Annotated in this window: 25 protein-coding genes and 1 other annotated feature; of the genes, 6 read left to right on the top strand and 19 right to left on the bottom strand. The window is 45.9% G+C overall.

The window, feature by feature from the left end; genetic code table 11:
- Positions 1-145 precede the first annotated feature (145 nt).
- A complete protein-coding gene (locus tag AM506_RS13175; RefSeq protein WP_060672947.1) occupies positions 146-1,639 on the top strand; it encodes a peptide MFS transporter in 1,494 nt (497 codons plus the stop codon).
- On the opposite strand, the gene AM506_RS13170 is transcribed toward AM506_RS13175, so the two are convergent.
- The 3 genes from AM506_RS13170 to AM506_RS13160 all read right to left on the bottom strand — a co-directional run bounded on the left by AM506_RS13170 (position 1,605) and on the right by AM506_RS13160 (position 3,866).
- A complete protein-coding gene (locus tag AM506_RS13170; protein ID WP_060672946.1) occupies positions 1,605-2,021 on the bottom strand; it encodes a hypothetical protein in 417 nt (138 codons plus the stop codon). The genes AM506_RS13175 and AM506_RS13170 overlap by 35 nt on opposite strands.
- A 140-nt stretch (positions 2,022-2,161) precedes the next feature.
- Positions 2,162-2,686 (bottom strand): DUF84 family protein, encoded by a 525-nt coding sequence (locus AM506_RS13165; protein WP_060672945.1) that lies wholly within the window; start codon positions 2,684-2,686, stop codon positions 2,162-2,164.
- 106 nt (positions 2,687-2,792) lie between these two features.
- The gene (locus AM506_RS13160; RefSeq protein ID WP_060672944.1) at positions 2,793-3,866 is read right to left on the bottom strand and encodes a M42 family metallopeptidase; all 1,074 of its coding nucleotides are present in this window, start codon (positions 3,864-3,866) and stop codon (positions 2,793-2,795) included.
- A gap of 231 nt (positions 3,867-4,097) precedes the next feature.
- Here AM506_RS13160 and AM506_RS13155 point away from each other — a divergent pair, with 231 nt between their 5' ends.
- Positions 4,098-4,412 (top strand): PepSY domain-containing protein, encoded by a 315-nt coding sequence (locus tag AM506_RS13155; protein ID WP_060672943.1) that lies wholly within the window; start codon positions 4,098-4,100, stop codon positions 4,410-4,412.
- A gap of 42 nt (positions 4,413-4,454) precedes the next feature.
- Here the strand turns inward: AM506_RS13155 and AM506_RS13150 are convergent, their stop codons facing one another.
- Both AM506_RS13150 and trmB read right to left on the bottom strand, forming a co-directional pair.
- Positions 4,455-5,297 carry a YtnP family quorum-quenching lactonase gene (locus AM506_RS13150; RefSeq protein ID WP_060672942.1) on the bottom strand — a complete coding sequence of 281 codons (843 nt, stop codon included), beginning with the start codon at positions 5,295-5,297 and terminating at the stop codon, positions 4,455-4,457.
- Positions 5,298-5,413: 116 nt separating this feature from the next.
- Positions 5,414-6,058: a tRNA (guanosine(46)-N7)-methyltransferase TrmB gene (gene trmB, locus AM506_RS13145; RefSeq protein WP_060672941.1), complete on the bottom strand. Its 645-nt coding sequence runs from the start codon at positions 6,056-6,058 to the stop codon at positions 5,414-5,416.
- 235 nt (positions 6,059-6,293) lie between these two features.
- Here trmB and AM506_RS13140 point away from each other — a divergent pair, with 235 nt between their 5' ends.
- Positions 6,294-6,572, top strand: a complete 279-nt coding sequence (locus tag AM506_RS13140) for a YtzH-like family protein (RefSeq protein ID WP_060672940.1) — start codon at positions 6,294-6,296, stop codon at positions 6,570-6,572.
- Between the two features lies 1 nt (position 6,573).
- Here the strand turns inward: AM506_RS13140 and AM506_RS13135 are convergent, their stop codons facing one another.
- The 4 genes from AM506_RS13135 to thpR all read right to left on the bottom strand — a co-directional run bounded on the left by AM506_RS13135 (position 6,574) and on the right by thpR (position 11,435).
- The gene (locus tag AM506_RS13135; protein WP_060672939.1) at positions 6,574-7,347 is read right to left on the bottom strand and encodes a phosphotransferase family protein; all 774 of its coding nucleotides are present in this window, start codon (positions 7,345-7,347) and stop codon (positions 6,574-6,576) included.
- A 192-nt stretch (positions 7,348-7,539) separates the two neighbouring features.
- Positions 7,540-9,678 carry a type I pullulanase gene (gene pulA / locus AM506_RS13130; RefSeq protein ID WP_060673008.1) on the bottom strand — a complete coding sequence of 713 codons (2,139 nt, stop codon included), beginning with the start codon at positions 9,676-9,678 and terminating at the stop codon, positions 7,540-7,542.
- A 241-nt stretch (positions 9,679-9,919) separates the two neighbouring features.
- The gene (locus AM506_RS13125; RefSeq protein WP_060672938.1) at positions 9,920-10,861 is read right to left on the bottom strand and encodes a nuclease-related domain-containing protein; all 942 of its coding nucleotides are present in this window, start codon (positions 10,859-10,861) and stop codon (positions 9,920-9,922) included.
- Between the two features lie 22 nt (positions 10,862-10,883).
- On the bottom strand, positions 10,884-11,435 hold the full coding sequence (gene thpR / locus AM506_RS13120) for an RNA 2',3'-cyclic phosphodiesterase (protein ID WP_060672937.1): 552 nt from the start codon (positions 11,433-11,435) through the stop codon (positions 10,884-10,886).
- A gap of 165 nt (positions 11,436-11,600) precedes the next feature.
- Here thpR and cysK point away from each other — a divergent pair, with 165 nt between their 5' ends.
- Entirely contained in the window at positions 11,601-12,530 is a 930-nt protein-coding gene (cysK, locus tag AM506_RS13115; RefSeq protein ID WP_060672936.1) for a cysteine synthase A, read from the top strand.
- Positions 12,531-12,577: 47 nt separating this feature from the next.
- On the opposite strand, the gene AM506_RS13110 is transcribed toward cysK, so the two are convergent.
- The 3 genes from AM506_RS13110 to pepV are packed head-to-tail and all read right to left on the bottom strand — an operon-like array spanning position 12,578 to position 15,150.
- Positions 12,578-12,853 carry a hypothetical protein gene (locus tag AM506_RS13110; protein ID WP_060672935.1) on the bottom strand — a complete coding sequence of 92 codons (276 nt, stop codon included), beginning with the start codon at positions 12,851-12,853 and terminating at the stop codon, positions 12,578-12,580.
- A gap of 18 nt (positions 12,854-12,871) precedes the next feature.
- On the bottom strand, positions 12,872-13,720 hold the full coding sequence (gene dat, locus AM506_RS13105) for a D-amino-acid transaminase (RefSeq protein WP_060672934.1): 849 nt from the start codon (positions 13,718-13,720) through the stop codon (positions 12,872-12,874).
- A gap of 23 nt (positions 13,721-13,743) precedes the next feature.
- Positions 13,744-15,150, bottom strand: coding sequence for a dipeptidase PepV (pepV, locus tag AM506_RS13100; protein WP_060672933.1), 1,407 nt, complete (start codon positions 15,148-15,150; stop codon positions 13,744-13,746).
- Positions 15,151-15,775: 625 nt separating this feature from the next.
- Here pepV and AM506_RS13095 point away from each other — a divergent pair.
- Positions 15,776-15,997 carry a DeoR family transcriptional regulator gene (locus AM506_RS13095; RefSeq protein WP_034765604.1) on the top strand — a complete coding sequence of 74 codons (222 nt, stop codon included), beginning with the start codon at positions 15,776-15,778 and terminating at the stop codon, positions 15,995-15,997.
- Positions 15,998-16,109: 112 nt separating this feature from the next.
- Here the strand turns inward: AM506_RS13095 and AM506_RS13090 are convergent, their stop codons facing one another.
- Together AM506_RS13090 and AM506_RS13085 are read right to left on the bottom strand one after the other, a co-directional pair.
- Positions 16,110-16,829 carry a pseudouridine synthase gene (locus tag AM506_RS13090; protein ID WP_060673007.1) on the bottom strand — a complete coding sequence of 240 codons (720 nt, stop codon included), beginning with the start codon at positions 16,827-16,829 and terminating at the stop codon, positions 16,110-16,112.
- Between the two features lie 149 nt (positions 16,830-16,978).
- Complete coding sequence (locus AM506_RS13085) at positions 16,979-18,598, bottom strand: putative polysaccharide biosynthesis protein (protein WP_060672932.1); 1,620 nt, start codon at positions 18,596-18,598, stop codon at positions 16,979-16,981.
- Between the two features lie 183 nt (positions 18,599-18,781).
- Between AM506_RS13085 and AM506_RS13080 the strand changes: the two genes are divergently transcribed.
- Positions 18,782-20,050, top strand: coding sequence for an NAD(P)/FAD-dependent oxidoreductase (locus AM506_RS13080; RefSeq protein WP_060673006.1), 1,269 nt, complete (start codon positions 18,782-18,784; stop codon positions 20,048-20,050).
- Between the two features lie 46 nt (positions 20,051-20,096).
- Here the strand turns inward: AM506_RS13080 and AM506_RS13075 are convergent, their stop codons facing one another.
- From AM506_RS13075 to AM506_RS13055, 5 genes are all read right to left on the bottom strand, one after another.
- The gene (locus AM506_RS13075; protein ID WP_060672931.1) at positions 20,097-20,279 is read right to left on the bottom strand and encodes a sporulation protein Cse60; all 183 of its coding nucleotides are present in this window, start codon (positions 20,277-20,279) and stop codon (positions 20,097-20,099) included.
- 176 nt (positions 20,280-20,455) lie between these two features.
- Positions 20,456-20,770, bottom strand: coding sequence for a rhodanese-like domain-containing protein (locus AM506_RS13070; protein WP_060673005.1), 315 nt, complete (start codon positions 20,768-20,770; stop codon positions 20,456-20,458).
- Positions 20,771-20,940: 170 nt separating this feature from the next.
- Positions 20,941-23,355 (bottom strand): leucine--tRNA ligase, encoded by a 2,415-nt coding sequence (gene leuS / locus AM506_RS13065; RefSeq protein ID WP_060672930.1) that lies wholly within the window; start codon positions 23,353-23,355, stop codon positions 20,941-20,943.
- A gap of 69 nt (positions 23,356-23,424) precedes the next feature.
- Positions 23,425-23,647: a binding site (T-box leader), on the bottom strand.
- A 159-nt stretch (positions 23,648-23,806) separates the two neighbouring features.
- The gene (locus tag AM506_RS13060; RefSeq protein WP_060672929.1) at positions 23,807-24,583 is read right to left on the bottom strand and encodes a 3-hydroxybutyrate dehydrogenase; all 777 of its coding nucleotides are present in this window, start codon (positions 24,581-24,583) and stop codon (positions 23,807-23,809) included.
- 4 nt (positions 24,584-24,587) lie between these two features.
- Complete coding sequence (locus tag AM506_RS13055) at positions 24,588-25,910, bottom strand: GntP family permease (RefSeq protein ID WP_060672928.1); 1,323 nt, start codon at positions 25,908-25,910, stop codon at positions 24,588-24,590.
- Between the last annotated feature and the right edge of the window lie 25 nt (positions 25,911-25,935).

Raw genomic sequence — 25,935 nt, 5'->3', positions numbered from 1 at the left:
AAGACCTAATTATTTTCACTATTTAAAAATAATATAATATTAGCAATCTATAGAAATTTTATGTTATAATTAACCATTTGCAAACTTTTTTTGACTTTAAGAAAATATTAAAATATTATAGTAAAAGAATAAGGGAGGTAGTAACATGTCATCAATGAATAAACAGAAAATTGTGGATAGTGTCCCTCAAAAAGGATTCTTCGGACATCCAAAGGGATTATTCACTTTATTCTTCACGGAATTTTGGGAGCGCTTTTCCTATTATGGAATGCGTGCCATCCTCGTATTCTACATGTACTATGAAGTTTCAAAAGGTGGTCTGGGTCTAGAGGAAAGTACAGCTTTAGCCATCATGTCCATTTATGGTTCACTCGTGTATATGTCCGGGGTCATCGGAGGCTGGCTGGCTGATAGGATATTCGGAACGTCGAAAGCCGTCTTCTTCGGTGGAATATTCATCATGTTTGGTCACATTGCTTTATCATTTCCAGGGAGCTTATCTCTGTTCTTTGTTTCAATGGTATTGATTGTTATCGGAACAGGTTTATTAAAACCGAATGTTTCCACTGTTGTAGGTGAAATGTACAGTGAAAATGATACCCGCCGTGATGCGGCATTCAGTATTTTCTACATGGGTATCAACTTAGGTGCTTTCATCGCTCCACTGATCGTAGGAAGCCTGATGGAATCGAAAGGTTTCCACTGGGGATTCGCAGTAGCCGCAATCGGTATGTTCTTAGGTCTTGTCGTATTCATGTTAACGAAGAAAAAGAATCTTGGCCTTGCGGGTACATATGTTCCAAACCCGCTTAATGCCCGCGAAAAGAAGAAATACGGATTAATCGTTGGTGCAGTCGTAGTCGCATTGGCAATTATCTTAGGTACTACAATTCCTGCAGGTTTATTTACATTAGACGTATTCATCAATATTGTCGGAATCTTTGGTATCGTCGTTCCAACCATCTACTTTATTGTGATGTACTATAGTCCGAAAACATCGGCAACGGAACGTTCAAGAGTATTAGCGTATATTCCATTATTTATTTCAGCAGTGATGTTCTGGTCGATCCAGGAACAAGGTTCAACTATCCTTGCCGCTTATGCAGACAAGCGTACACAGCTTGATTTCATGGGGATTTCCATCTCTCCTGCATGGTTCCAGTCATTGAACCCATTATTTATCATCCTTTTAGCTCCAGTATTTGCATGGATGTGGGTGAAATTGGGTGACCGTCAGCCATCCATTCCGAAGAAATTCTCATTCGGTCTATTGTTTGCCGGTTTATCTTTCTTAGTGATCCTGCTGCCTGCACAAATGGGTGGAGAAGGTTCACTGGTTAATCCATTATGGCTTGTGCTAAGTTACTTCATCGTTGTTCTTGGTGAACTTTGCTTATCACCGGTCGGTCTGTCAGCTACAACAAAGCTTGCCCCGGAAGCGTTCTCAGCTCAAACGATGAGTCTCTGGTTCCTGGCTTCTGCAGGTGCACAGGCTCTGAATGCACAGCTTGTCCGCTTCTATTCACCTGAAAATGAAACACTTTACTTTGGTTCAATCGGTGGAATGGCAATCGCGCTCGCTGTTATCCTATTCCTCATCTCCCCTATGATTCAACGGGCGATGAAAGGTGTAAAATAATTGATCGATCCCTCTGAATGATTTCAGGGGGGTTTTTTGTTTTGTACAAAAAAGAACCCCGTTTAAAAACGGAGTTCAATCCTTTTTTACCAGAATAGATTGCACAAGCAGTTTCTGTGTCTTCTTTTGCATCCGCAGTTTCGATGGTTGTCTTCATCGCCTCTTCTGCCTCTGCAGCCTCTGTTCCGGTCTTCTGCTCCTCTGACATTGTCTCTTCCGCATCCGCATCGTCTGCGATCATCATTCGCCCCAAACAAATTGCATCTTCTTCTGTCCCCAAACAGGAATTTATCCCAGTCGCAACAGAAGCGATCGTCCCGACGATCATGACGACGATCATCACGATCATCACGATCATCCCGGCGTCCTCCAACTCGGTCATTACAATAGTTGCATCCCATAAATTCTAACCTCCTTAGAAAGAATTTATCAGATAATAGAAAGTCTGATATACTCCATCCTATGAAGGAACGGTGAATTTGGTATGGGCCAAGTACCTTTGAAGGACATTTATACTTCAGATTATTTCGTCCGGTATTGCCACTGACCAAGCAGGAGCTGAACGACGTGATGGAACATCGTTTCTCTTGTGACGAGTCCATTGGTGAATACCCCTACGGCCCCTTCTTTCTTTCTGATTCCCGTACGCTGGGTATACTCATCCATTAAGGGACCAAGCTCTTTCCCCTTCTTTAACTCCCGGCTGATCTCTGCAGGCAGGGAGATCCTGGCACCGCCGCCGATGATTTCGTTCCCCTGCCGGTCGACGAGCGCCCCCCAGTTACAGACGAACATGCCATAGAGGGATTCTGAAACTCCCCCTTCAAGGCCGATCCCTACGTCACTATCTGTCTCCTTGAGAACATTTTTGGCGCGGTTTAATGCCCCTTCAATCGTTTCCTGATCGGTCATGGGCTGCTCACTTACACGGGATTCGGTTTTCAGGCACTGGAACTGAACCTCATTGTATTGCTCCCCGAACGCCTTTTGTATCGCTTGCACCTTTGCAGGATTCGTTGTTCCGATTGCTATATTCAACAAATTCATACCTCATTTCTTAAAAGGCCTGACAATCGCCCTTTTTTCTCTCTATAAAAAAGCTGTCCCAACTCGTATTGAATGAGACAGCCCTTTCCTATTTTTCTAGTAGTGATCATCCATTGGATTTAATGGTCTCGATGGTCGAGCGGTCACACTCTTTCACTAACTTGACGATCAGCTCTTTGGCAGCCGCATAATCATCTACATGAATCATGGACGCGTGAGTATGGATATATCTCGAACAGATTCCCACTACCGCACTCGGGACTCCTTCATTGGACATGTGAACTCTCCCGGCGTCTGTCCCGCCTTGAGAGACAAAGTACTGATACGGAATGTCGTTTGACTCCGCTGTATCCAGTACAAATTCCCTTATGCCCCTGTGCGTCACCATGGAACGGTCAAGTATGCGTAACAGCGCCCCTTTTCCAAGCTGACCAAATTCATTCTTATCCCCTGACATATCATTTGCAGGACTTGCATCGAGGGCAAAGAAAATATCGGGATCTATCATATTGGCAGCCGTCTGTGCACCGCGCAGTCCGACTTCCTCCTGAACCGTCGCACCGGAGTATAGGGTGTTAGGGAGGGTTACGCCCTGTAGCTCTTTTAATAATTCAATGGATAATCCGCATCCATAGCGGTTATCCCAGGCTTTGGCAAGGATCTTCTTCTCGTTTGCCATTGGGGTGAACGGACAGATCGGTACAATCTGCTGCCCTGGTTTGATTCCGATTTCACGTGCATTTTCCCGATCATCCGCACCGATATCAATGAGCATATTCTTGATGTCCATCGGTTTCCGGCGCTGCTCTTCCCCTAATAGGTGAGGCGGTATACTTCCGATCACACCTGTCACCGGTCCGTTATCCGTCATGATCTGGACCCGCTGAGCGAGCAGTACCTGGCTCCACCAGCCGCCAAGGGTTTGAAAACGGATCATCCCATTGTCTGTGATCGATGTAACCATGAAGCCCACTTCATCCATATGCCCGGCAACCATGACAACGGGATCCTGCTCGCTGCCTTTTCTCACACCGAATACCCCTCCTAATCGATCTTGCACGATTTCATCAGAGTATCGGGATAAATGTTCTTTCATGAATGCACGAACCGCATGCTCATTACCTGGAGCTCCCTGTAATTCAGTCAATGTCTTAAATAACTCTAACGTATCTTGTTTCATGTCTTATGCCCCTTTTATATAAAATCTGCTGTATGTATAATCTTATTTTACAGAACTTTCGCACCTCTTACCACCTATTGAGAATAAAAGCAGTTCTCTTTTTTCTGTTTTCTTTGATAGAATGTACTTAAGAATAATAAATTATCGATCAATGCCGGGTAGGCTCTCAGGGACCGGATGGACGGTCCGGGGCTTCCCGCACGTAAAATCAGCCTGTGGAGGGAATAAAGGATGAACTGGAAATCTTTCGTATTTGGACTTGGAATCGGAGCAGCGGGCGGATATCTACTTAAAGACAAGCTGGATGATTCACGCCTGATTTCTGCTGAAAAAGTATTAAGAGACGTCAAACATTTATTCAAAAAAGAGGGCAGCATCGATGGTTCATGGATCGGGATGAAGCCTGAAGACTATCAGAAGCACTCTGTCAGCACCAAAGTATATAAAGGTGGTATATCAAGACGAAAAGACGGCGAACTCGAGCAGTATGAGTTCGTAGCCGATGCGTATACCGGTACAGTGGTGGATGTATATCCTTTAGCGTAAAAAAATGGGATGATCCCGATACACTCCGGGATCATCCTTTTCTTATTTTTCCCTCATTACCTTATCAATGATTTCCCCGTCTCTATTCCACTTGATGCCTCTATATACCGCATCATGATAGAAAAGGAACCAGTACTCTCCTTCAATCGCTTTCCCTATCCATTTTTCTTTTGCCCCGATGGACGTCATCGGATAGTCATCATATGCTAGTACCCATAAAGGATTCTTATGTGCATGAGTCGGCATGATATCTGCCATATGAATGAACGTCTCCCCGCCTTGCTCTATGAGGATGATCGAATGGCCGTCACTGTGACCGCCGGTGTGAACCATCTTGATCCCTGGAAGGACTTCCATCTCGTCTTTAAACGTTTCCACTTGTGATTGAATGCTTTCCCAATTTTCCTTCCAGTATGTATTGCGGGAACGCACATTGGGATTCCTCATCTCATCCCATTCCACCTGAGAGGTGTAGATGACGGCATTCGGGAAGACAGGAACCAGTTCCTCTCCCTCCACCTTCGTCAATCCGCATGCATGGTCAAAGTGCATATGCGTCATCAAGACCACATCTATATCGTCTGGCGTAAAACCAAGGGATGCAAGGGATGCTTCAATATCCGATTCTTCATGCACACCGTAGTTACGCTTTTGTTTATCATTCAGTTTTCCTTTGCCGATCCCTGATTCGATCAAGACATTTTTCCCTTCCCACTGAAAGAAAAGGGGGTCGGTCCGCAATTCGATCTGGTTGTTTTCATTGACGGCATATTTTTTTGACCAGAGTGGCTTCGGAACCACCCCAAACATGGCTCCCCCGTCCATGTGAGTCACACCGCCGTTCAACCAGTGTATCGTTAAATCTCCAACTTTCAACGTTTCCATCCTGACTCCTCCTTTGTTCATACCCTTTCATTTTATCAGAATACACGGACAACTTGTAGGAGTAGGTCTTGGCAATCAAAACAGCCCTGCGGATTCACAGGGCTGTTTTCGTACCTTTATTGATTTTGAAACTGGGCTTCGACGCGGTAGATTCTTTGCCCTTTGGCTGAGAATTTTTCTTCGTATTCTGTCATGATGTTGCCTTCGAATTCACTGTTATGAAGGTCGAGGCTTAAGAAGTTCAGATGAAGTCCGTACCATGAGAAACTCATTAAGGAGTACTCGAATAATCCTTGATTATCGGTCTTAAAGTGGATTTCCCCGCCCTTGATCAGAATTTGTTCATACATGGATAAGAAGTCCTTGTACGTCAGGCGGCGTTTTTCATGGCGGTTTTTCGGCCATGGGTCAGAGAAGTTCAGATAGACCCTGTCCACTTCCCCTGCTTCGAAGTATTCCGTCAGATTCTTCGCATCGACATTCAACAGCTTAACGTTCGGAAGTTCCGCTTCGATCAGGCGATCAAGAGCCGTCACGATGACACTTTCATATAACTCAATTCCTATATAATTAACGTCCGGATTGGCCCTGGCCATTTCCGTGACGAATTGACCTTTCCCTGTCCCTACCTCGATATGGATCGGGTTATCATTGCCGAATTCTTTGTTCCATTGACCTTTTTTCTCCTGGGGTTCTGCCACAACATACTGTGGATGATCACTGATTTTCTCAGAAGCCCATGGTTTATGACGTAAACGCATGTAGACACCTCAATTTTTTATTATCGAAAAAACCATACCATGACTCCCTGTCCTATGCAAGAGCCAAAAATGGAATGGAGCACCGCTTGGAGGTCCGTCCCTCAAAAAAGGGCGCATAATTGAAAAAGGAATTCACACACTAGTAGTGAATTCCTTTTTGGGTCTGGTCATTTGAAGGGACCTTTAGAATGTACGTGTTTCATTCAACCATACGAAAAATGAAAGGGTGTATTCGATGCCTTTAAATTCACAGAATCAAATGCAGTTATTATCAGATATATTAAGCAATCATTCAACGGATTGCTGCGGTTCGGTTTCGGAATGTGAGCAGGTTGAACGGTTGGTCAAGTCATTGATGGTCAATGCCGATATTCATGAAAACGTGAAACCCGTTTTACAGGAAATTTATCAGTACAGTCAAAGCGGGATTTCTTCATCTGACTTAACGGACCATATTACGACGAATAAACAAAACCTGTCCCAATGGGTCACGGATATGAACAGCTATTCCTGATTCATATCACCTTGTGTAAATATTGAATCCAGTGATTCATTTCGTGGAAACGCGCTTTCCCTTTATGCCATTGGATGGATAGGATCGTCTGGGCAACAACATACCATTTCATGCGCAGCTTCAAGTTATCCGTCAGCTCTGCACCATATTGGGTCAGCCAGCTTTCCCACTGAGCTTCAGGGATATACCAGTATAACAGCAATCCTACATCAAAGGCCGGATCTGCGATCATCGCTCCGTCCCAGTCGATTAAATACAACTGGTTGTAATCCGACAACAGCCAGTTGTTATGGTTGACGTCTCCGTGACAGACCACATATTCATCCTGTTGTACTTCCATAAGCTCCTTTTGAAGAAATGAAAGCGCCTCCCGGATGACAGGCAATGAAAGAAGATCGAACTCGAGTCCCGTCTCCACTTCCGTCAGCATATGCTCCGGTTGAAACGGTTCTTTTCCAAGCCGTTCAAGCATGGTTGAAAGAGGTTTCGAGGAGTGGATCTTGTTCAACAGCCTCGCCACCCGTTCATCCTTCATCTCTTCGGGCTTTAACTCTCTCCCATTTAACCAGTGTTGTGCCGTGATGACGTCCCCGTTTTCCATTCGTTTTGTCCAGACAAGCTTGGGCACGATTCCTTCAGCTGATAAAACAGCCACAAAAGGGGAAGAATTACGCTTCAGAAATAACCTCTGCTCCTGATACTGAGCAAAGAACGCTTCTCCCGTAGCACCGCCTGCAGGGACTATTTCCCAATCTTGGTCAAATAAGTGTTCCAATATATTCACCTTCTATTGGTCCTTTGTCATGTTTATATGTTCACGTTTATAGGTTCTTTTGTATCATGTTGGTTTCTTATTAAAAGAGTCTTATAAAATAAAAAAGACAGCTATTGGGCAATACAAATCAATAGCCATCTGTTTACGATTTTATCGTCATCTTGCGTTTTCGTCAAGCACTGGAATGAATGGTTACCTTACAAATACATAGGAAGACACCGGCCGGAGGGTGATGGAAGTCTCCTTCACATCATACAGGCCGCTTACGCTTGCCTGATTTCCATCCGATAAACAGATCCATTGTTTTCCTTCAGAGAGAACATACTCGCATGGTTTTGTATCCGAGTGAAAGACCATGAGGATCTCATCCCACGGACCATATGGATGGACATTCTGATAGGTGACATCCACGAGATTCGTCTTGCTGTGAGACACTTTTACATGCTCCCGGATCAAATCACCCTTTGGAAACCGGAAGGCCCCGTGACTTTTCCGTATCTGGATCAGACCTTTCACATACCGGACCACTTCATCGTATTCTTCTCTTCTGACCCAATCCAGCTGATTGATTTCTACCGGTGAGTTATAGCTGTTCTCGATTCCCTTTTTCGTTCTGAAGAATTCCTGCCCTGCATGGAGAAACGGGATGCCTTGAGACAAGAGGACCATCGTGGTCGCTAATTTGTGCCTTGCCTTGAGAGTTTCTTCTTCTTCATTCATGCACGCCTTCATTTTGTCCCACAACGTATGATTATCATGGGACTCTACATAGTTGACGGATTGAGCTGGTTCTTTGAAGAGTCCCCGTTCCCCGCTCTTCATCCCGATGCTGCCGGTGAGGACGAGCTCCACCTTCTGTTCGAGGTGTCCGTGACCGAGGGCAAAGCCCTTGTCATACAAATTAAATGTACTTCCTTTAATGGTATCCCTGAACCAATCATTGAATTGTCCGATTCCCTGAAGATGATGGGCATTCCGGAGATTGGCTTTTTGGTGGGGAGGGAGGGGCGTATTCAAATCCCAGCCTTCTCCTATTAAAATCGCTCCAGGCAGCACTTTATCCACTTCTTCACGGATCACGGTCATCGTCTTGACGTCCAGGATCCCCATTAAATCAAAACGGAAACCGTCGACCCCGTATTCTTTCATCCAATAAAGAATCGAATCGACAATGAACTTTCTTGCCATGAGACGTTCTGAGGCGAAGTCATTCCCTACCCCCGTCCCGTTTGACGGTAAGCCATTTTCATCATGCCGGAAAAAATACCCGGGTACGAGTTTTTCAAAAGATGAATCTTCACGGATGAACACGTGGTTGTAGACCACGTCCTGAATGACCCTGATATTCTCATCGTGAAGGCTTTGGATCACAGCTTTCAATTCCCTGATCCGTTCATATGGATCTTCAGGCTTTAAGCTGTAACTCCCTTCAGGTGCATTGAAAAATAACGGATTGTACCCCCAGTTATAGGAGGTGCCTGAAGGGTTATCCGTCACACCGTCAAAGTCGTTCACAGGAAGCAGTTCCACATGTGTGACGCCGAGCTCCTTCAAGTACTGTATCCCGCTCGAGAATCCTTTCGGTGTCTTCGTTCCTTTTTCCGTAAAGGCGCTGTACTTCCCCCGAAACTTCATCCCGCTCTCTTTTTGGGCAGAGAAATCCCTGATATTCAATTCGTAAATCACGCTATCCGTCGGCGAGGCCAATGGTGCGAGTGGAGCAATCTTTTCCCGGGGATTGATGACACAGCCCCATTCACTATTCAATGAGACCGCTTTCGCATAAGGGTCTATCAGCTCATCCCAAACGAGATTGATGCACGGGAGGATCGAATACAAATAGCCTTCTATATCGGAATCCACCCGGCATTCCCATACACCGTCTTTCATTCTCGTATACGGGTATTGGGTTTCTTCATCATCGGGTGATTTGAGCTTCAACCGAACCTCTGTCGCTGTCGGGGCCCATACCTTGAATACGGTGCATCCATCCTGATACGTCACACCGAGGTCATTTCCATTGTAATAGTACCTTTGATCAAATTCTTCGGTCCGTATGACCGCACCGATCTGAAGGTCTGTCGTTGTACCATGTTCGTCGACGATTTCATATGGAACGCCCAGGGTGACCTTTTCACTCTGAATGGTCGTCACATATTTCATGGCATCGTTCAGGGGAATCTTCTCTTCGATATGAAGAGCGATCTTTTCATCATCCTTGATCAGGGTGAAGTGATTCGAATTCCCTTCATGATAATCGTATGGAAGGATCATGGTAATTTCATTGAATGTATCTAAAAACGCGTCATATTGCCTGCTAATGACTAACACTTCTGCCACCCACTTTTGTTTAACATTTTCCGACTCTCTGCCCTCTTTAAGAACCGTTTTCGTTAGAATGACCGCTACCTTATATTATTCGCTACATACGTATTTGCTCCGCTGTTCACGGTTTCATTTCCCATCTCTGGATTTGATCCTTTAGTAAGGTATATGCTTGTTTTATATGAAGTAGTCAATCATCCGCTATTTGAAAGAATATACCCTATACGCGTCTTCTCAAAACCGCCGGCTACTCTTCTGACGCCGCTTCCCACTGCAGCCTCTTGAAGGATGTCGTTTGACAATACTCCATAATGGCCTGAGCCGCTTTCAGCTGGACACTCTTGATCGGTGAAGAGCTTGAACGCTGCTGCTGGAACCATTCATGGTGTATCCGTTTATCCAGAAACTGTATCCCGACTGGGGATTGGGGATAATCTATGTAACCATTCCTGCTTATGACGGCTTGGTAAATAGGAAGTTCCACCCCGGCATAACGCATGATCTGATGGACGATTCTCTCCATCCTTTTCAACCCGATAAGGGGATTCAACACCTTTTCTTCCCCATCCCCCCATTTTTTTACCCAGAACCGCTCGCCTGAACCGATATAGGCGGTTCCCTCTTCAAACTCGAGAAAGGTTAAACACCATATGCCTGTAGGTGTGATCAGGACCGTTTCCAGTTCGACGGGTGCATTTTTTATTTTCAGGACGGGGTTATACATGACGAAAATATTATCCGGGAAGCGTTGAAGAAGATACCGTAATCGTTCGTCATAATGATAGCTGTTATCCACATAGGATTTCTCCATAATTGTGGAACTAGCCCATCTCAGCTGAAAATCAAATACAAGGTTCAAAAAGGACGCCTTCAATTCCTCTTCCGAGTGGATATCCTGACTTACATCCATATCCAAATGGAGGTCTTCATCACTCGGCTCTGGAATCGTTTCTTCTTCTTCATCCTCTTTCTTCTTAAAAAGGGAAAAGAGCTTGTCTTTCATGGAGTCCTTCTCTTCATCAGCCCATTCCTGTACGGGTGGGGATGGCTTTGGCAGATCTCCATTCTCCCAATGTTGTTTCATTTTTTCCCATTGCTGCTTTTTTAATCGGACAAATTGGGAAGGATATCTATATAAATCCGTTTCGTATCGTGAAACATAATCTTGAAGTTTAATGAGCTGTGCCATAAGAATCGTCCTTTCGTGTCGGTCAATTTGTCTGTAAAGGTATGGTCTGGACGGCTTCATACTTAGGCAGCCGGTCCGGGTGTGTTTGATATAATACCACTTCTGTTGCAGTAAACGTATGGCGATCAGCGGGCTGGAATCGATCCAGCCACTCATGGGTAAAGGAATACTCCTCACTCCATTTCCGCCCCACTGTGATATGAGGTGAAAATGGTCTCAGATCCAATTGAAAGCCCGCTTCTTCACATGCACCATACACAAGGTCCCTGAGACGGTGCAGCAACCCGGAAAGCTCGACCCCCATCCACAGGATTCTCGGGGAATCACCCTTTCCGAACGTACCAAACCCGCTCAAGGTCAATGGAAAAGAAGGATGCGTCAACCTCCCCACTTTATCCATGACCGGCCCGAGTTCATCCGCACTCCCTAAAAAGGCAAGGGTCAGGTGATAATCCTCCGGGTAGACCCACTTCTTGAACGAGTCCCCAAGCCTCATCGGCTCCATGCATGCGTTAATATACTTTTTCGTTTCCTCTGACAGGGAAAGGGCAAAGAAATAGTGGGCTTTCAACATATCATCCGTCCTTTCTGTTATTACTTTCATTTTAGCAAAATGTGTCATGAGAGAGAATGACTAGAAGGAAATGCAACAAAAATGAAATACAAAGCTAATTTATTTGATAAGATTTGTCTGAATTAGTACGATAGAAGAAGAAAGTTTTCTGAAAGGAAGATGAACATGAAAGTAGTACAAAATATCGCAGACTTGATCGGGGACACCCCCCTTGTAAAATTAAATCGGTTAAACCCTGCTGACGGTGCAGATGTATATGTGAAATTAGAATTCTACAATCCGAGTAAAAGCGTCAAGGACAGAGCCGCCTATCAAATGATCGTCGAAGCGGAAAAAGAAGGCTTCTTGAAGGAAGGTTCGACCATCATCGAACCTACCAGTGGAAACACAGGTATCGGCCTTGCCATGAATGCAGCGGCACGGGGCTATCGTGCCATCCTTGTTATGCCGGATACGATGACTCAAGAGCGCATCAACCTCTTGAAAGCCTATGGAGCTGAAGTGGTATTGACACCGGGGGATGAGAAAATGCCCGGTGCTATCGAGAAAGCGAAAGAATTGACGGAGAAAATCCCTAACAGCTTCATGCCCATGCAATTTGAAAACGATGCGAATCCGGACGCCCACCGGAAGACAACGGCCCTTGAAATCGTCGAAGCCATGAAGGAAATCGGCAAGCCATTATCGGCATTCGTAGCTACGGCGGGAACAGGGGGAACGATCACCGGAACAGGTGAAGTGTTGAAAGAGCACTATCCCGAGCTCGCTGTCCATGTAGTGGAGCCGGCGGGGTCGCCCGTCCTATCAGGTGGGAAACCAGGCAAGCATAAATTGGTCGGTACAAGTCCAGGCTTCGTTCCAGACATTCTGAATACGGATGTATATGATGAAATTCATAAAATCGAAGACGAACAGGCCTATGACATTGCCCGCAGAATGGCAAGCGAAGAAGGAATCTTAGTCGGACCATCATCAGGGGCCGCATGTTACGCCGCGATCGAAGTGGCGAAAAAATTATCGCCTGAAGATGTCGTCGTCTGCATCGCCTGCGATACGGGAGAACGTTATCTATCAAGTGACTTATTCAGATTTTAATAAAATGCCAAGAGGCTGCCCAATATGCGGCAGCCTCTTTCTTATGTTCATTTAACGCTATGATAATGTGAGATGAATTGTTCGGGAGAAGATTTTACGACGAACGTCCAGACCCCTTCGATGGTGTGAAGATACAAAAATGTATAGTAAGCGGACAGGGGCTTACTTGACACATCCATCACATCCTTAATGGTGAAGCTTTTTGTCGGAGTGACGATCCGGTCACTGTACAAATAAAGATGCTCCTCCGTCTCTACCGTGAATTGCTGGTTGTCTTCTATTCTTCGTTCGGTCTTCATAAATGGTTGTGAACAAATCAACATGTATGGCCTCCAACTTGTTTAACGGGCTTCCATTCCTTTTCTTTCATTGAATAGCTCCTGAAGCCTTTTCGTGACAGCACCTGGTGTTCCTTCTCCGATTTCCTGTCCATCAATTTCGACTACAGGCATCACTTCTGAAGTGGTACTGGCAATGAATACTTCCTCCGCTTTCATCAATTCAGAAACGGAAAACGTCTCTTCTTGAAAAGAAAGCCCATTTTTTCTGCATAGTTCTTCAATGACTCTCCTTGTGATTCCATTCAGGATCAGATTTGTAACGGGATGCGTGTAAATGACCCCGTTTTTCACCATAAAGGCATTGGAAGAGGAGCCTTCGGTTACTGTTTCGCCGCGATGCAGAATTGCTTCAAAGTGGCCCATTGACGCCGCCTCCTGTTTTGCCAGAAGGTTCCCAAGCAGATTAAGGCTCTTTATGTCACAGCGCAGCCATCTGATATCTTCGACGAGCTTGGCTGTTACCCCTTCTTGCATCTGGAGGGCAGGTACAGGGAAATCCTTTGTATACGCAACGACACTTCCCACTACATCTTCTCGAGGAAAATGATGCTGACGTGCTGATACACCTCGTGTCACTTGTACATATACGATTCCGTCCCTGACCCCATTGAGGTCAATCAAATGAAGGAGTTTTGATGTGAAATCCCCTTCTTCATACGGGATGGAAAGCTTCATTTTTTCTGCGCTTTGATATAGTCTTTCCATATGCTCTTTCATGGTGAATGTGTTTCCACCGTACACCCGGATCACTTCATAGATGCCGTCACCGAATTGATAACCCCGGTCCTCGATATCGACCTTCGCCTTGTCGCGATCGATCAGTTCCCCGTTTACAAATACTGTGTTCATCCTAGCCTCTCCCCCACTCTCTCTTATGCTTCACACGCTAATTCATAAATCGCCTGGGCGTATATGGCCGTCGCTTTAAGAAGATCCTCTATATACATATATTCATCCTTCTGATGGGCAATATCTTCGCGACCCGGGAATAATGCCCCGAAGGCTACACCGGCTTCCAGACTTCTCGCATATGTCCCTCCGCCGATACTCAATAACTCGCCTCTTTCGCCTGTTTGATCTTCATATACTTTTTTCAGGGTCTGTACGAGTTCATCATCCTTGGAAACATGATGAGGTTTGCTGTCCGTGAAATTCTCGATGGAATATCCCTTAACGTTCTCGATGATGCTCTTTCCTTTATCCATATCAAACGTCACCGGATAACGCATGTTCAAGCCCAATCGTCCGCCTTCAGCTTCCGAGTAGCGGAGCTTCCCTACATTGATGGTCAGATCCCCCGTAATGTCGTCCGTATAGCTGACACCAAGCTGGATTCCCCTTGAATCCTTGAAGAAATGCTTTGTCGTAAATTCAAAGAACTGCTCCCCTTGAGAGGAGAGTGGCAATTTTGATAAGAAAGCGGCTAAATAAAGTCCTGCGTTTTTTCCATTGTCAGGCTCCATCCCGTGGGAGGATACGCCTTCCACCTGGAACACAAGCTCCCCATTTTCAATATAATAGCTTCCTTTGACTCCTTCATCTTTTGTGAAGATTTCAAAATCCTGTACCCATTTCGTATGGTCCTCATCGACAGCCATGATCGCCTTTGCAAAATCAGGTACCATGTTATACCGGCGGCCGGACTCGAAGGAAAGGACTTTGATCCCTGATTCAGCAACCTCCTCGGGCTTCACCTGAACAAGATCATAATCCGCGATCCCTTTTTCTGCATGGATGATCGGGAAATCGGCATCAGGTGCAAATCCCATCGTCGGCATTTCCTCGTTTTTGAAATAATGCTCCACGCATCTCCAATCGCTTTCTTCATCCGTCCCGATGATCATGCGGATCCTCTTATTGAAGGTTGGATCCAGATCCTTGACGATTTTCATGGCATAATAAGCGGCCATCGTCGGTCCCTTGTCATCGATCGCTCCGCGGGCAAAGATCTTCCCGTCCTTGATCTCACCGCCATAAGGGTCGACACTCCATCCGTCCCCTTCCGGAACCACATCCACATGGCAAAGAATGCCGAGGAGGTCCGTCCCTTCACCGAATTCTAAATGCCCGGCAAGATGATCGACGTTCTTAGGAGTGAAACCGTCCTTCTCCCCAAGTGTCAAAAGGTAGGAAAGGGCTTCCTTCACACCTTTCCCAAGGGGTGCATCTTCTGTCGCGTTCTCTTCATCAAGCACACTTTTAATCTGAAGGAATTTCTGCAAGTCCTTAAGCAAATCATCTTTCCGTTTCTCGACTTCATTTGTCCAATTGATACTCATTCACTCCACCTGCTTTATATGTATTTTCTTCCCCTCCCATTTTATACTGTTTGACGGGGAAATCCAAACGGGGCGAATGAAGAAAAATCCTACTTATGAAAACTTTTCAAAGGTTGAAATCGTTTATCTTTTAATAAAGCAATTTTCGTAAACATTGTTGCTTTTGATGTAGCGAGAGGTTGGTTGATTTCCGCTCCAGGTGCTCGCTTTCCGCGGGGCGTGAGTTCAACTTCCTCCCCGCCGGAAAGCAAGTGCCTGCAGCGGAAAGGAACGCTCTACGTTTTATTCCTACCTCTAGCACAATTCAACTACTTCCTATCATCTGTGAGGTAGCAATACTCTACACCAGAAGAGCTTTATAGATATTAATACATATTTTTAGCATTTTCTGCATATTCTAGGAATACATCCATGAAGTTACTAGGTAAATTGTTTGTAAATTTGGACAATATTCTAGAAATTTTGTCGGATTAGGAGTACAATGTAATTGTCTGACATCATATGAGTAAACTCTATTTGTAGAAAAGGGGTTGTCTAAAGCGCATAGTACATATGGTAGCACGTGAGGTGCACACATGACGCATGTAGTCTTTGCCTTTCGGAAAAATGATGAGGGAGTGGTTTTTTGAAACCTTCAACCAATCGTATGCTCACTAGAATCAAAGCTGTATACATGTACATCAAACAGAAGGGTACTGTAACAACTCAAGATCTTGTAGACGAATTTGGCATTACTCCTCGCACCATACAAAGAGATCTCAACGTGTTAGCTTATAACGACCTCGTCCAAAGCCCGAGCCGCGGCCAGTGGACGACTACGGAGAAGAAAGTAAAGCTGACGTCCTAAACGGACATTGACGGCTGCAGACTGAACTTAAAAGAACTAATAACGGACTACACTTACTAAAATAACAAAAAAACGGGACAGCACCTTTAACCAAGGGTGCTGCCCCGTTTTTTTATTGTGGTTTATATTCCTTCAGGAGCGTTACTTCCTCTTCCGTCAGTTCACGGTACTCCCCAAGCTCCAGGTCTTCATCAAGCTCAAGAGGTCCCATGGTCAAACGCTTCAGATAGACCACGTGCTTCCCGACACTTTCAAACATCCTTTTCACCTGATGGAATTTCCCTTCCGTAATCGTCAATTCGATATCAGAAGTCAAACCCGATTTTAAAATGGTTAAATCCCCCGGCTTCGTTTCATACCCATCATCCAATGTGACACCTTTTTTGAACGCTTCCACATCGGCTTCGGTCACTTCCCCGTCGATCACGGCAAAATACGTCTTTGGCACATGGCGCTTCGGTGAAAGAAGCTGGTGGGATAATTGACCGTCATTCGTAATGAGGAGGAAGCCTTCCGTATCCTTATCCAGTCTTCCCACTGGAAACGGATTGAAGATTTGATCTTCCAGCTGGAGGAGATCAATCACTGTTTCATCCTGGCCGTCCTCAGTGGCGGAAATGACTCCAGGCGGCTTATTCATCAGCAGGTAGATGTATTCCTTATACTCGACCTGTTCACCGTACAGCATGACGGTATCCTTTTCTGTATCAATATGGACCTTTCCGTCCTTGACGACGTCCCCATTCACTTGAAGGCCGCCATCTTTTAATAATTTCTTTACTTCCTTACGGCTGCCGTAGCCCATATTCGCAAGCATTTTATCTATTCTCATTTCAATCACTCTCCGTTTGGTTTTTCCTATTTTACCGGTCTCCAGCGGGCATGTGGCCCTTCCTTCTATTATTCTTAACACAGACTGCTGAAGGTAAGCAGCTTTAATCAAAATAAAAAAGGGATGACGACGGATCATCCCTTTTTCTTTTACCCAATGCGCAGTTTACTGCGGATTTTTGAAATCTTGTCACCGAACAACCGGTCTGCGAGTTTGCTTCTTAAGCTCAGGTAGAAGTAAACGAGTGCTCCCACTCCACCGCAAATGGCAACGAGTAGGATCGATTGGAATCCTGTCTCCGGACTAAGGAATCTAACCAGGATACTATACAGAACCAATACGACCACGGCCATGGCGGCATTCAATGCGCCGATAAACATGGTCCTTCTCAAAATCAGCCTGAACTGGTATCGTGCATACTTTTTGATCACATATAGATTGATCAGGATCGCCACTACATATCCAATCGTTGTCGCAAGCACAGCACCCTGTGTTTCAAACAGACGAATGAGCGGGATATTCAGTACAAGCTTCAGAAACAAGCCGACAAGCAGACTGAAAATCGTGAACTTCTGCTCATCGATCCCTTGAAGAATCGCTGCGGTAACTGCAAATAGTGCAAACAGGATCGCTACAGGTGCATACGAGCGTAGTATCGAGGTTCCGAGTGGATCGCTGTGATAGAACAATGTATACATCGGTTCAGCCAAAAGGGCTAGTCCTAGTGCTGCCGGCACGGTCAGAAACAACAGAATCTGAAAGGTTTGATCAATGTTCCTGCGCATCGTCTTCCGGTCACCACTCGTATAAGAGGTCGTAATGAGCGGAATCAGCGTCATGGAGAAAGCTGTCGCCAGTGACACCGGAATGATCACGAGCTTATGGGTGTAGAAGTTCAATACGGCAAAAGCGTGGTCTGAGACTTTCGCATTCCCGATATCAGCCATGGCGGTATTGAAGGTGATCTGATCCACCAGTTGAAACAATGGATTGGCGAGACCGACAAAAATGAAGGGAATCGAATAGGCAATGATCTCTTTGTACATCGCTTTTAACGAAATCTCTTCATTCCCCCGGTCCTCTTCAAGGAGTTCATCCAAATGAGGTTTCCGTTTGAACCAATACCAGATCAATGCTCCAAGACTGGCAAGCCCCCCTACGAAAGCGGCGAATGTCGCAACGGAAATCGCCGTTGTCACGGTCCCTTCCATAATGTTCAATACGACATAAATCCCGCCAAGGAGGAAGACTATCCGGACGATCTGTTCAATTACCTGGGAAACCGCTGTCGGCCCCATGGATTGGTGCCCCTGGAAGAAACCGCGGATCAAACTCATGAACGGAATGATGATCAGGGCAAAGCTCACGGCCCGGATGACGGTGGTCACCTGAGCGACGGAAATGACCTGCTCGTCGCTTTTAATCGTCATTTCTGCAAAAATCGGTGCGAATGCATACATGATGAGGAATGATACAACTCCTGTCAGAGTCATGAGCACAAGCCCCGATTTAAATAATTTCCGCCCTACGGCATATTCCCCGATGGCATTATATTTTGAAACGAATTTTGAAACGGCCAGTGGCACTCCTGCAGTCGCTACTGTCAGAAAGATCGTATAAGGTACATATCCATATTGATAAAGGGATGCCCCTTCTTCATGACCTTTTAACAAATCATCAAACGGTATAACATAAAAAAGACCCAAAAACTTCGAAATAAAGGTCCCTAACGTTAAGATAAACGTTCCTCTTATTAATTTAGATGACATAGTATCCCTCTCTATATATCTTGTTGCCCGTTAAACAAACAAAATAAATTCACACACTATCAGTAGTTTACTACTGTACGAATCGAATGACAATTTTTTTCGAATGTTGTATTTAAAACACATCCCATTTAAAATAAGGAGAAACTTCATTTCTGAAGCGAATATTAAAAGTTGGTGGAAAAAATGGTAAAAAAATACGATGTCATCATCATAGGCGGAGGACCATCGGGCTTGATGGCCAGTATCGCAGCCGGGGAAAACGGCGCGAAAGTCCTCCTTGTAGATAAAGGTACAAAGCTTGGTAGAAAGCTTGCGATTTCAGGAGGCGGCCGCTGCAACGTGACCAACCGGCTTCCTGTAGAGGAAATCATCAAGCATATCCCCGGGAACGGGCGTTTTCTATACAGCGCATTTTCGGAGTTTAATAATGAAGATATCATTTCCTTCTTTGAAAACCTGGGAATAGGGTTGAAAGAGGAAGATCATGGACGGATGTTCCCTGTATCGAACCGGGCGATGGATGTAGTCGAAGCCTTACTGAAACGGATGAAGGAATTGAATGTCGACACCCGGACAAGTACCAGTGTAGAAGAAGTGCTGTACGAAAACGGCAAAACGGTGGGCATCCTCTTAAAAGACGGGGAAACCATCGCCGCTAACGCTGTCGTGATTGCAGTCGGCGGAAAGTCCGTCCCTCACACCGGATCAACTGGTGACGGGTATCCATGGGCTACAAAAGCCGGGCATACGATCACGGATCTGTTCCCGACTGAGGTACCCCTTACGTCGGACGAAACATTTGTGAAAAAGAAAGAGCTTCAAGGCCTTTCTTTGCGAAGCGTCGATTTAAGTGTCTTAAATCCCAAGGGGAAGAAAATCGTGACGCATAAAATGGACATGATCTTTACTCATCTCGGCATTTCCGGTCCGGCTGTTCTCCGCTGCAGCCAATACGTCGTTAAGGCCATGAAGAAATGGAACCTGACACACGTGACCATGCAGATCGACTCCATGCCCGATCAAAATGAAGAGCAGTTATTCCAGTCCCTGCATAAACAGGTGAAGGACGAAGGTAAGAAAGCGGCGAAAAATATCTTCAAGGGACTGGTCCCTGAACGATACCTTCTATTTTTATTGGATCGCGCGGAAATCGATCATGACGAAAAAGGGGATCACATCTCCTCAGAGAAGATCCGTCATTTTGCAAAGCTCTTAAAACAATTCACCTTCAATGTGAACGGCACACTATCCATTGATAAAGCCTTTGTAACCGGCGGTGGAGTTTCCATCAAGGAAATCGAACCAAAAACGATGGCTTCGAAAAAGATGGACGGCCTCTTCTTCTGCGGAGAAGTGCTTGATATCCATGGATACACAGGTGGCTACAATATCACCTCTGCCCTGGTTACCGGCCGGCTTGCTGGGTTGAATGCCGCTAAGGTGTGGGTATAAAAAAGAAAGGTTGATCTCATCTGCATATGCAGTGCGATCAACCTTTTTATTTTCTGTACACGACCATGGCCGAGAAGCAATAGATCTGATCTTCCACTTCCTCTGACATCGCAGCCACATGATATTTAATATCGACGATCTTTTTATCATCCATTTTACTGAGAAACTGGTTCATATCTTTCTCTAAATCTTTTTCATGCTCATAATCGAACACCCTCACCTGGATCATGGAATCCCCTCCCGGATTGTTTTGGTATTAGTATTGTCAGAATTATTTATTTTCAAACTAGCAGAGAGGGGATTTATTGACTTCTTTGGAGTAGCGAATTTCAGACTGTTTTCTATTAAATACACGAAAAAAGCACATTCCTTTAAAAAAGAATGTGCTTCCCCGCTTAAATCTCCTTATTTCTTCGCTGCAGTCTCTCCGGCCCAGTTCATCATGCCGCCTTCCATGTTCACCACTTTATACCCCTGTTCCTGCATATAGTGGGCAACATTTCCGCTGCGATTTCCGGAACGGCAGATAAAGATATACTCCTTATCCTTATCGAATTGATCAAGTGACTCAGGGATTTCCCCCATCTTGATATGCTTCGCTCCCGGAATCATCCCTTCTTCCACTTCTTCATCCTCACGAACATCCACTAGTAGCAGATCCTCACCATTCTTCAACTTCTTCTCTAACTCATCCGTTGTAATCGTCTTAATACTATCCATATTCAACATCCTTTCAAGATTCATTTAACCATTCACCAAGATTATACCAAAGCGCGTCCCCAGAACAAAAACATCAGATCCAAATAGAGGGACGGACCTCATTGAAATGCTGATTTAAAGCGCTTTACGCTTCAAAACAGGCCCATTCCGAGGTCCGTCCCTCACCATTATTAGTTGGCTACGATGTTGACTAGTTTGCCTGGTACGGCGATGATTTTGCGGATGGTTTTGCCATCGATTTGTGTTTTGATTTCATCGTTTTGCATGGCTGTTTTTTCTAGGTCATCTTTGGTCATGTCGCGTGGGATCATGACTTTGGCTTTCACTTTTCCGTTCACTTGAAGGACGATTTCGACTTCGTTGTCGACTAGCTTCGATTCATCGAACGTCGGCCATGCTTCGTAGGAAATCGTTCCTTCATGACCAAGCTTGCTCCAAAGTTCTTCTGTCATATGAGGTGCGATCGGTGACAGAAGCTTGATGAAACCTTCTACATAGTTCTTCGGAAGGGTATCCGCTTTATAGGCATCATTGATGAATACCATCAGCTGGGAAATCCCTGTGTTGAAACGAAGACCTTCATAGTCCTCTGTGACTTTCTTAACGGTTTGGTTATACGTTTTATCAAGGTCGCTGTTCGGTGCATCCTTCACTTTAGAGGAAAGTGAACCGTCCTCTTCAACAAGCAGGCGCCATACACGGTCAAGGAAGCGGCGTGCTCCGTCAAGACCGTTCGTGCTCCAGGCAATGGACGCTTCCAGTGGTCCCATGAACATTTCATAAAGGCGAAGGGTATCGGCACCATGAGATTCAACAACCTCATCGGGATTCACGACGTTCCCTTTCGATTTACTCATTTTTTCATTGTTTTCCCCAAGGATCATTCCTTGGTTGAACAGCTTCTGGAACGGCTCTTTCGTTGGAACTACGCCGATATCATATAGGAACTTATGCCAGAAACGGGCGTATAGCAAGTGAAGGACAGCATGCTCGGCTCCTCCGATATACGTATCGACCGGAAGCCACTCCTGCATTTTCTTCGCATCGGCAAGTGCATCTTCGTTATGTGGATCGATATAACGGATGTAGTACCAGCAGCTTCCCGCCCACTGCGGCATCGTGTTCGTTTCACGGCGGCCTTTTTTACCTGTTTCAGGATCTTCTACGTTCACCCATTCACTGATATTTGCAAGCGGGGATTCACCTGTACCGGACGGTTTGATTTCCGTCGTTTTCGGAAGAACAAGCGGAAGCTCACTCTCAGGGACAGTCGTTGTCGTGCCGTCTTCCCAATGAATGACTGGAATCGGCTCACCCCAATAACGCTGGCGGCTGAATAGCCAGTCGCGAAGGCGATACGTAATTTTCTTCGTTCCGATATTTTTCTCTTCCAACCATGAAATGGCTTTCGCAATCGCTTCTTCCTTACCAAGTCCGTCAAGGAAACCGGAATTCACGTGATCTCCGTCACCTGTATACGCTTCTTTCTCAACGTTACCTCCTGCGACCACTTCCACGATAGGAAGATCGAATTCTTTCGCAAATTCATAATCCCTTTCATCATGGGCAGGAACGGCCATGATCGCGCCTGAACCATAGCTCATCAGAACGTAATCGGCGATCCAGATCGGCATTTTCTCGCCGTTAGCCGGGTTAATGGCATAAGCACCTGTGAATACACCGGTTTTCTCTTTTGCTAGATCGGTACGTTCAAGGTCACTCTTCGATTTGATTTTGTCGATATACTCATCCACTTTGGCACGTTGTTCGTCCGTCGTGATTTTCGCAACAAATGGATGCTCTGGGGCAAGAACTGCGTAGGTCGCACCGAAGATCGTATCTGGACGGGTCGTGAAGACATCGAACGATTCTTCATGACCATCGATGGTGAAATTCACTTCTGCTCCTTCAGAGCGCCCGATCCAGTTACGCTGCATATCCTTGATGCTTTCCGGCCAGTCGACCTCTTCAAGGTCTTCAACCAGACGGTCTGCATAAGCCGTGATCTTCAGCATCCACTGCTTCATCGGACGGCGTTCCACTGGATGCCCTCCGCGTTCACTCTTCCCGTCGATGACTTCTTCATTGGCAAGGACCGTCCCAAGTGCCGGGCACCAGTTCACGGCAACCTCATCCACATAAGCAAGTCCCTTTTCGTAAAGCTTCGTGAAGATCCATTGCGTCCACTTATAGTAGCCCGGATCTGTCGTATTGACTTCGCGGTCCCAATCATACGAGAAACCAAGGGACTTGATTTGACGACGGAACGTATCGATATTTTTTTGAGTGAATTCTGCCGGATCATTCCCTGTATCAAGGGCATATTGCTCAGCCGGTAAACCGAATGCATCCCAGCCCATCGGATGAAGGACATTGTACCCCTGCATACGCTTCATGCGGGAAAGGATGTCTGTCGCCGTAAACCCTTCCGGATGTCCGACGTGAAGGCCTGCACCTGATGGATACGGGAACATATCCAGTGCATAGAAATTGGATTTTCCTTCGTCTTCCGTTGCCTTGAACGTTTTATTCTTTTCCCAATATTGCTGCCATTTCGTCTCAACACTTCTATGATTAAAACTCATATTGAGATCCTCCTTTAATTGTCATATGTCTTTCTTTAAAAAACAAAAAAACCCTCATCCCAAATAAATATTTGGGACGAGAGTCTGTATGTACATTCTCCCGCGGTACCACCCACATTAGTGTACGCGCACTCAGCTTCATTCATCCTTAACGCGGAAAACGGCAAGTCTTACTGTTACTTCACACTTGCAACTCAGCAGGCGAGTTCATGATGCTTCTGGTTGACTTTCACCACCCGTCAACTCTCTACGACAGAAAACCGTCATTACTACTCCTGATCAACGTTTCGATATTAATAAATACTATATGTATTCACTATTTTAGTGAAAAATATACAGAAGCGCAAGCCCATTGTTGATTTGTGGGTGAGATTTTAGTCATTTGTTTGAAAGTATGGGCAAAAATTTGAAAAAGAAACGGCCCCCTAAAGGCCGCTTCTCCTCAACCAGTCTATTGAACCGTATACCCGCCATCCAAAACAACTGCCTGACCGGTGATCCCTTTTGCTGCATCACTGCACAGGAACATCGTATAGTCGGCAATTTCTTTGACGTCCAGTAATCGTTTCTGGGGCACCAAAGGATAGATGACTTCTTCAATCACCCTCTCAAATGGGACGTTGCGCGTCTTCGCGAGATCCGCCAGTTGATTCCGGACCAAAGGCGTATCCACGTAGCCGGGACAAACCGCATTCACGGTGATACCATTCTCCGCCGTTTCCAGTGCCGCGACTTTCGTCAAGCCGATGACTCCGTGTTTCGCAGAATTATAGGCGGCCTTGCCCGAGAATCCGACCAATCCATTAATGGACGCCATGTTGATGATCCGTCCCGATCCCTGTGCCTTCATGTGGGGAAGAGCATGCTTGATGGCAACAAACGGGGCTGTCAGCATGACTTTTAACAGCAGCTCGAACTTTTCAGTAGGGAACTCTTCGATATGGGAAACATGCTGAATCCCTGCATTGTTGATCAGGACATCAAGCTTCCCGAAATGATCCACCGTTTTCCCGATCGCTTCTTTTAATTCTGTTTCCGATGTTACATCACAGCCCAATCCCAGAACCTCATATCCTTCTGCTTTAAGAGATTCTGAAGCTTCATGAACAGTATCTTCCTTCAGATCAGTCAGGGCGACTTTCGCTCCTGCAGCGGCAAATTCCCTGCCGATTTGATAGCCGATGCCCTGGGCTGCCCCTGTAATGAATACCACTTTATTTTCTACCATTTTCTTAAATCCCCACTCCCAAGCTGAATAGTATAATCGCAAGTGCCAATCCGATGAGAGGAACGATGACCGTCAATGCCCCGACAGCACCATATGCTTCCCCGTGTGATTCATTACAGATCGAGCGGATCGTCGTCACGACATATCCATTGTGCGGCAATGAGTCCAGTGCTCCTGAAGAAATCGCCACTACCCGGTGAAGGGCTTCTGGATTAACACCCATATCGACATAGTGCGGTGCAAGGATCGGCAGTGCAATCGCCTGACCGCCCGAAGCAGAACCTGTCATACCGGCGATGACGCTGACGGCGATGGCTCCTCCGATCAATGGTGATCCAGGGATATTTGTCATGACATCGACTGCTGTAGTAAAGGCAGGAACAGCTTTGGCCACTCCACCGAAACCGACAACGGCCGCAGTGTTCCCGATGGCGATCAACGCTCCGACCGTCCCCTCGGAAACAGCTCCCCAGAAGCCTTTGAAATACTTACGATTCAATACATAAGCAGAAATGACCCCGCCGAGCAAGGCGATGATCAGAGCCGATTGTTTTAAAGAATCGTGGAATGAAAAAGCCAGGATGAGGACGACCAATAATGGGATCAATCCCATGAACGGGTTTGGTAACGGTCTGCCTTCATCAATGACCGGATCTTCCTCACGTGAGAGGAATCTCTCTCCTTTTCTCACTGCCTTCGTGATCATGCGCTTTAACCACCAATACCCAAACACCGCCATGAATACGGCAACGATCAAACTGACTTCCCAGCCTGCATAAGGCGTTGTGTTTAAGAATTCGATGGGGATCCAGTTTTGGATCTCCGGTGAGCCGGCGGAGGTCATCGTGAACGTGACTGACCCGAACGCTAATGCCGCCGGAATGAAACGGCGCGGCAGATCCGCTTGTTTAAACAGACTGACCGCCATAGGATAAACCGAGAATGCCACAACGAACAGGCTGACTCCCCCGTACGTTAAAACCGCACAGGCAAGTACGATGGCGAACACAGCGTATTTCATCCCCAATTTTTCTACTACAAAACGGGATACGCTGTCTGCGGCACCGCTATCCTCCATCACTTTCCCGAATACGGCTCCAAGTAGGAACATCAAATACCAGGCAGCGACGAAGCTTGTGAAGCCTGACATATAGTTCGTGACGAGATCCGCTTCACCATTTCCAGCCAGTTGCGGAAAAAGCGGCATCCCGCTCAGCACTGCGACAAATAATGCCGAGATGGGCCCAACGATCAGGATGTTCATGCCCCTCATCGTTAAAAAGATTAATAAAATAAGTCCTCCAATCAGACCGATCATGCTTAACATGATATTTCCCCCTTTATTCTCTCGT

Source organism: Rossellomorea vietnamensis (assembly GCF_001305855.1).
Lineage (GTDB): Bacteria > Bacillota > Bacilli > Bacillales > Bacillaceae_B > Rossellomorea > Rossellomorea vietnamensis_A.
This window is presented reverse-complemented; position numbering and strand designations above follow the sequence as displayed.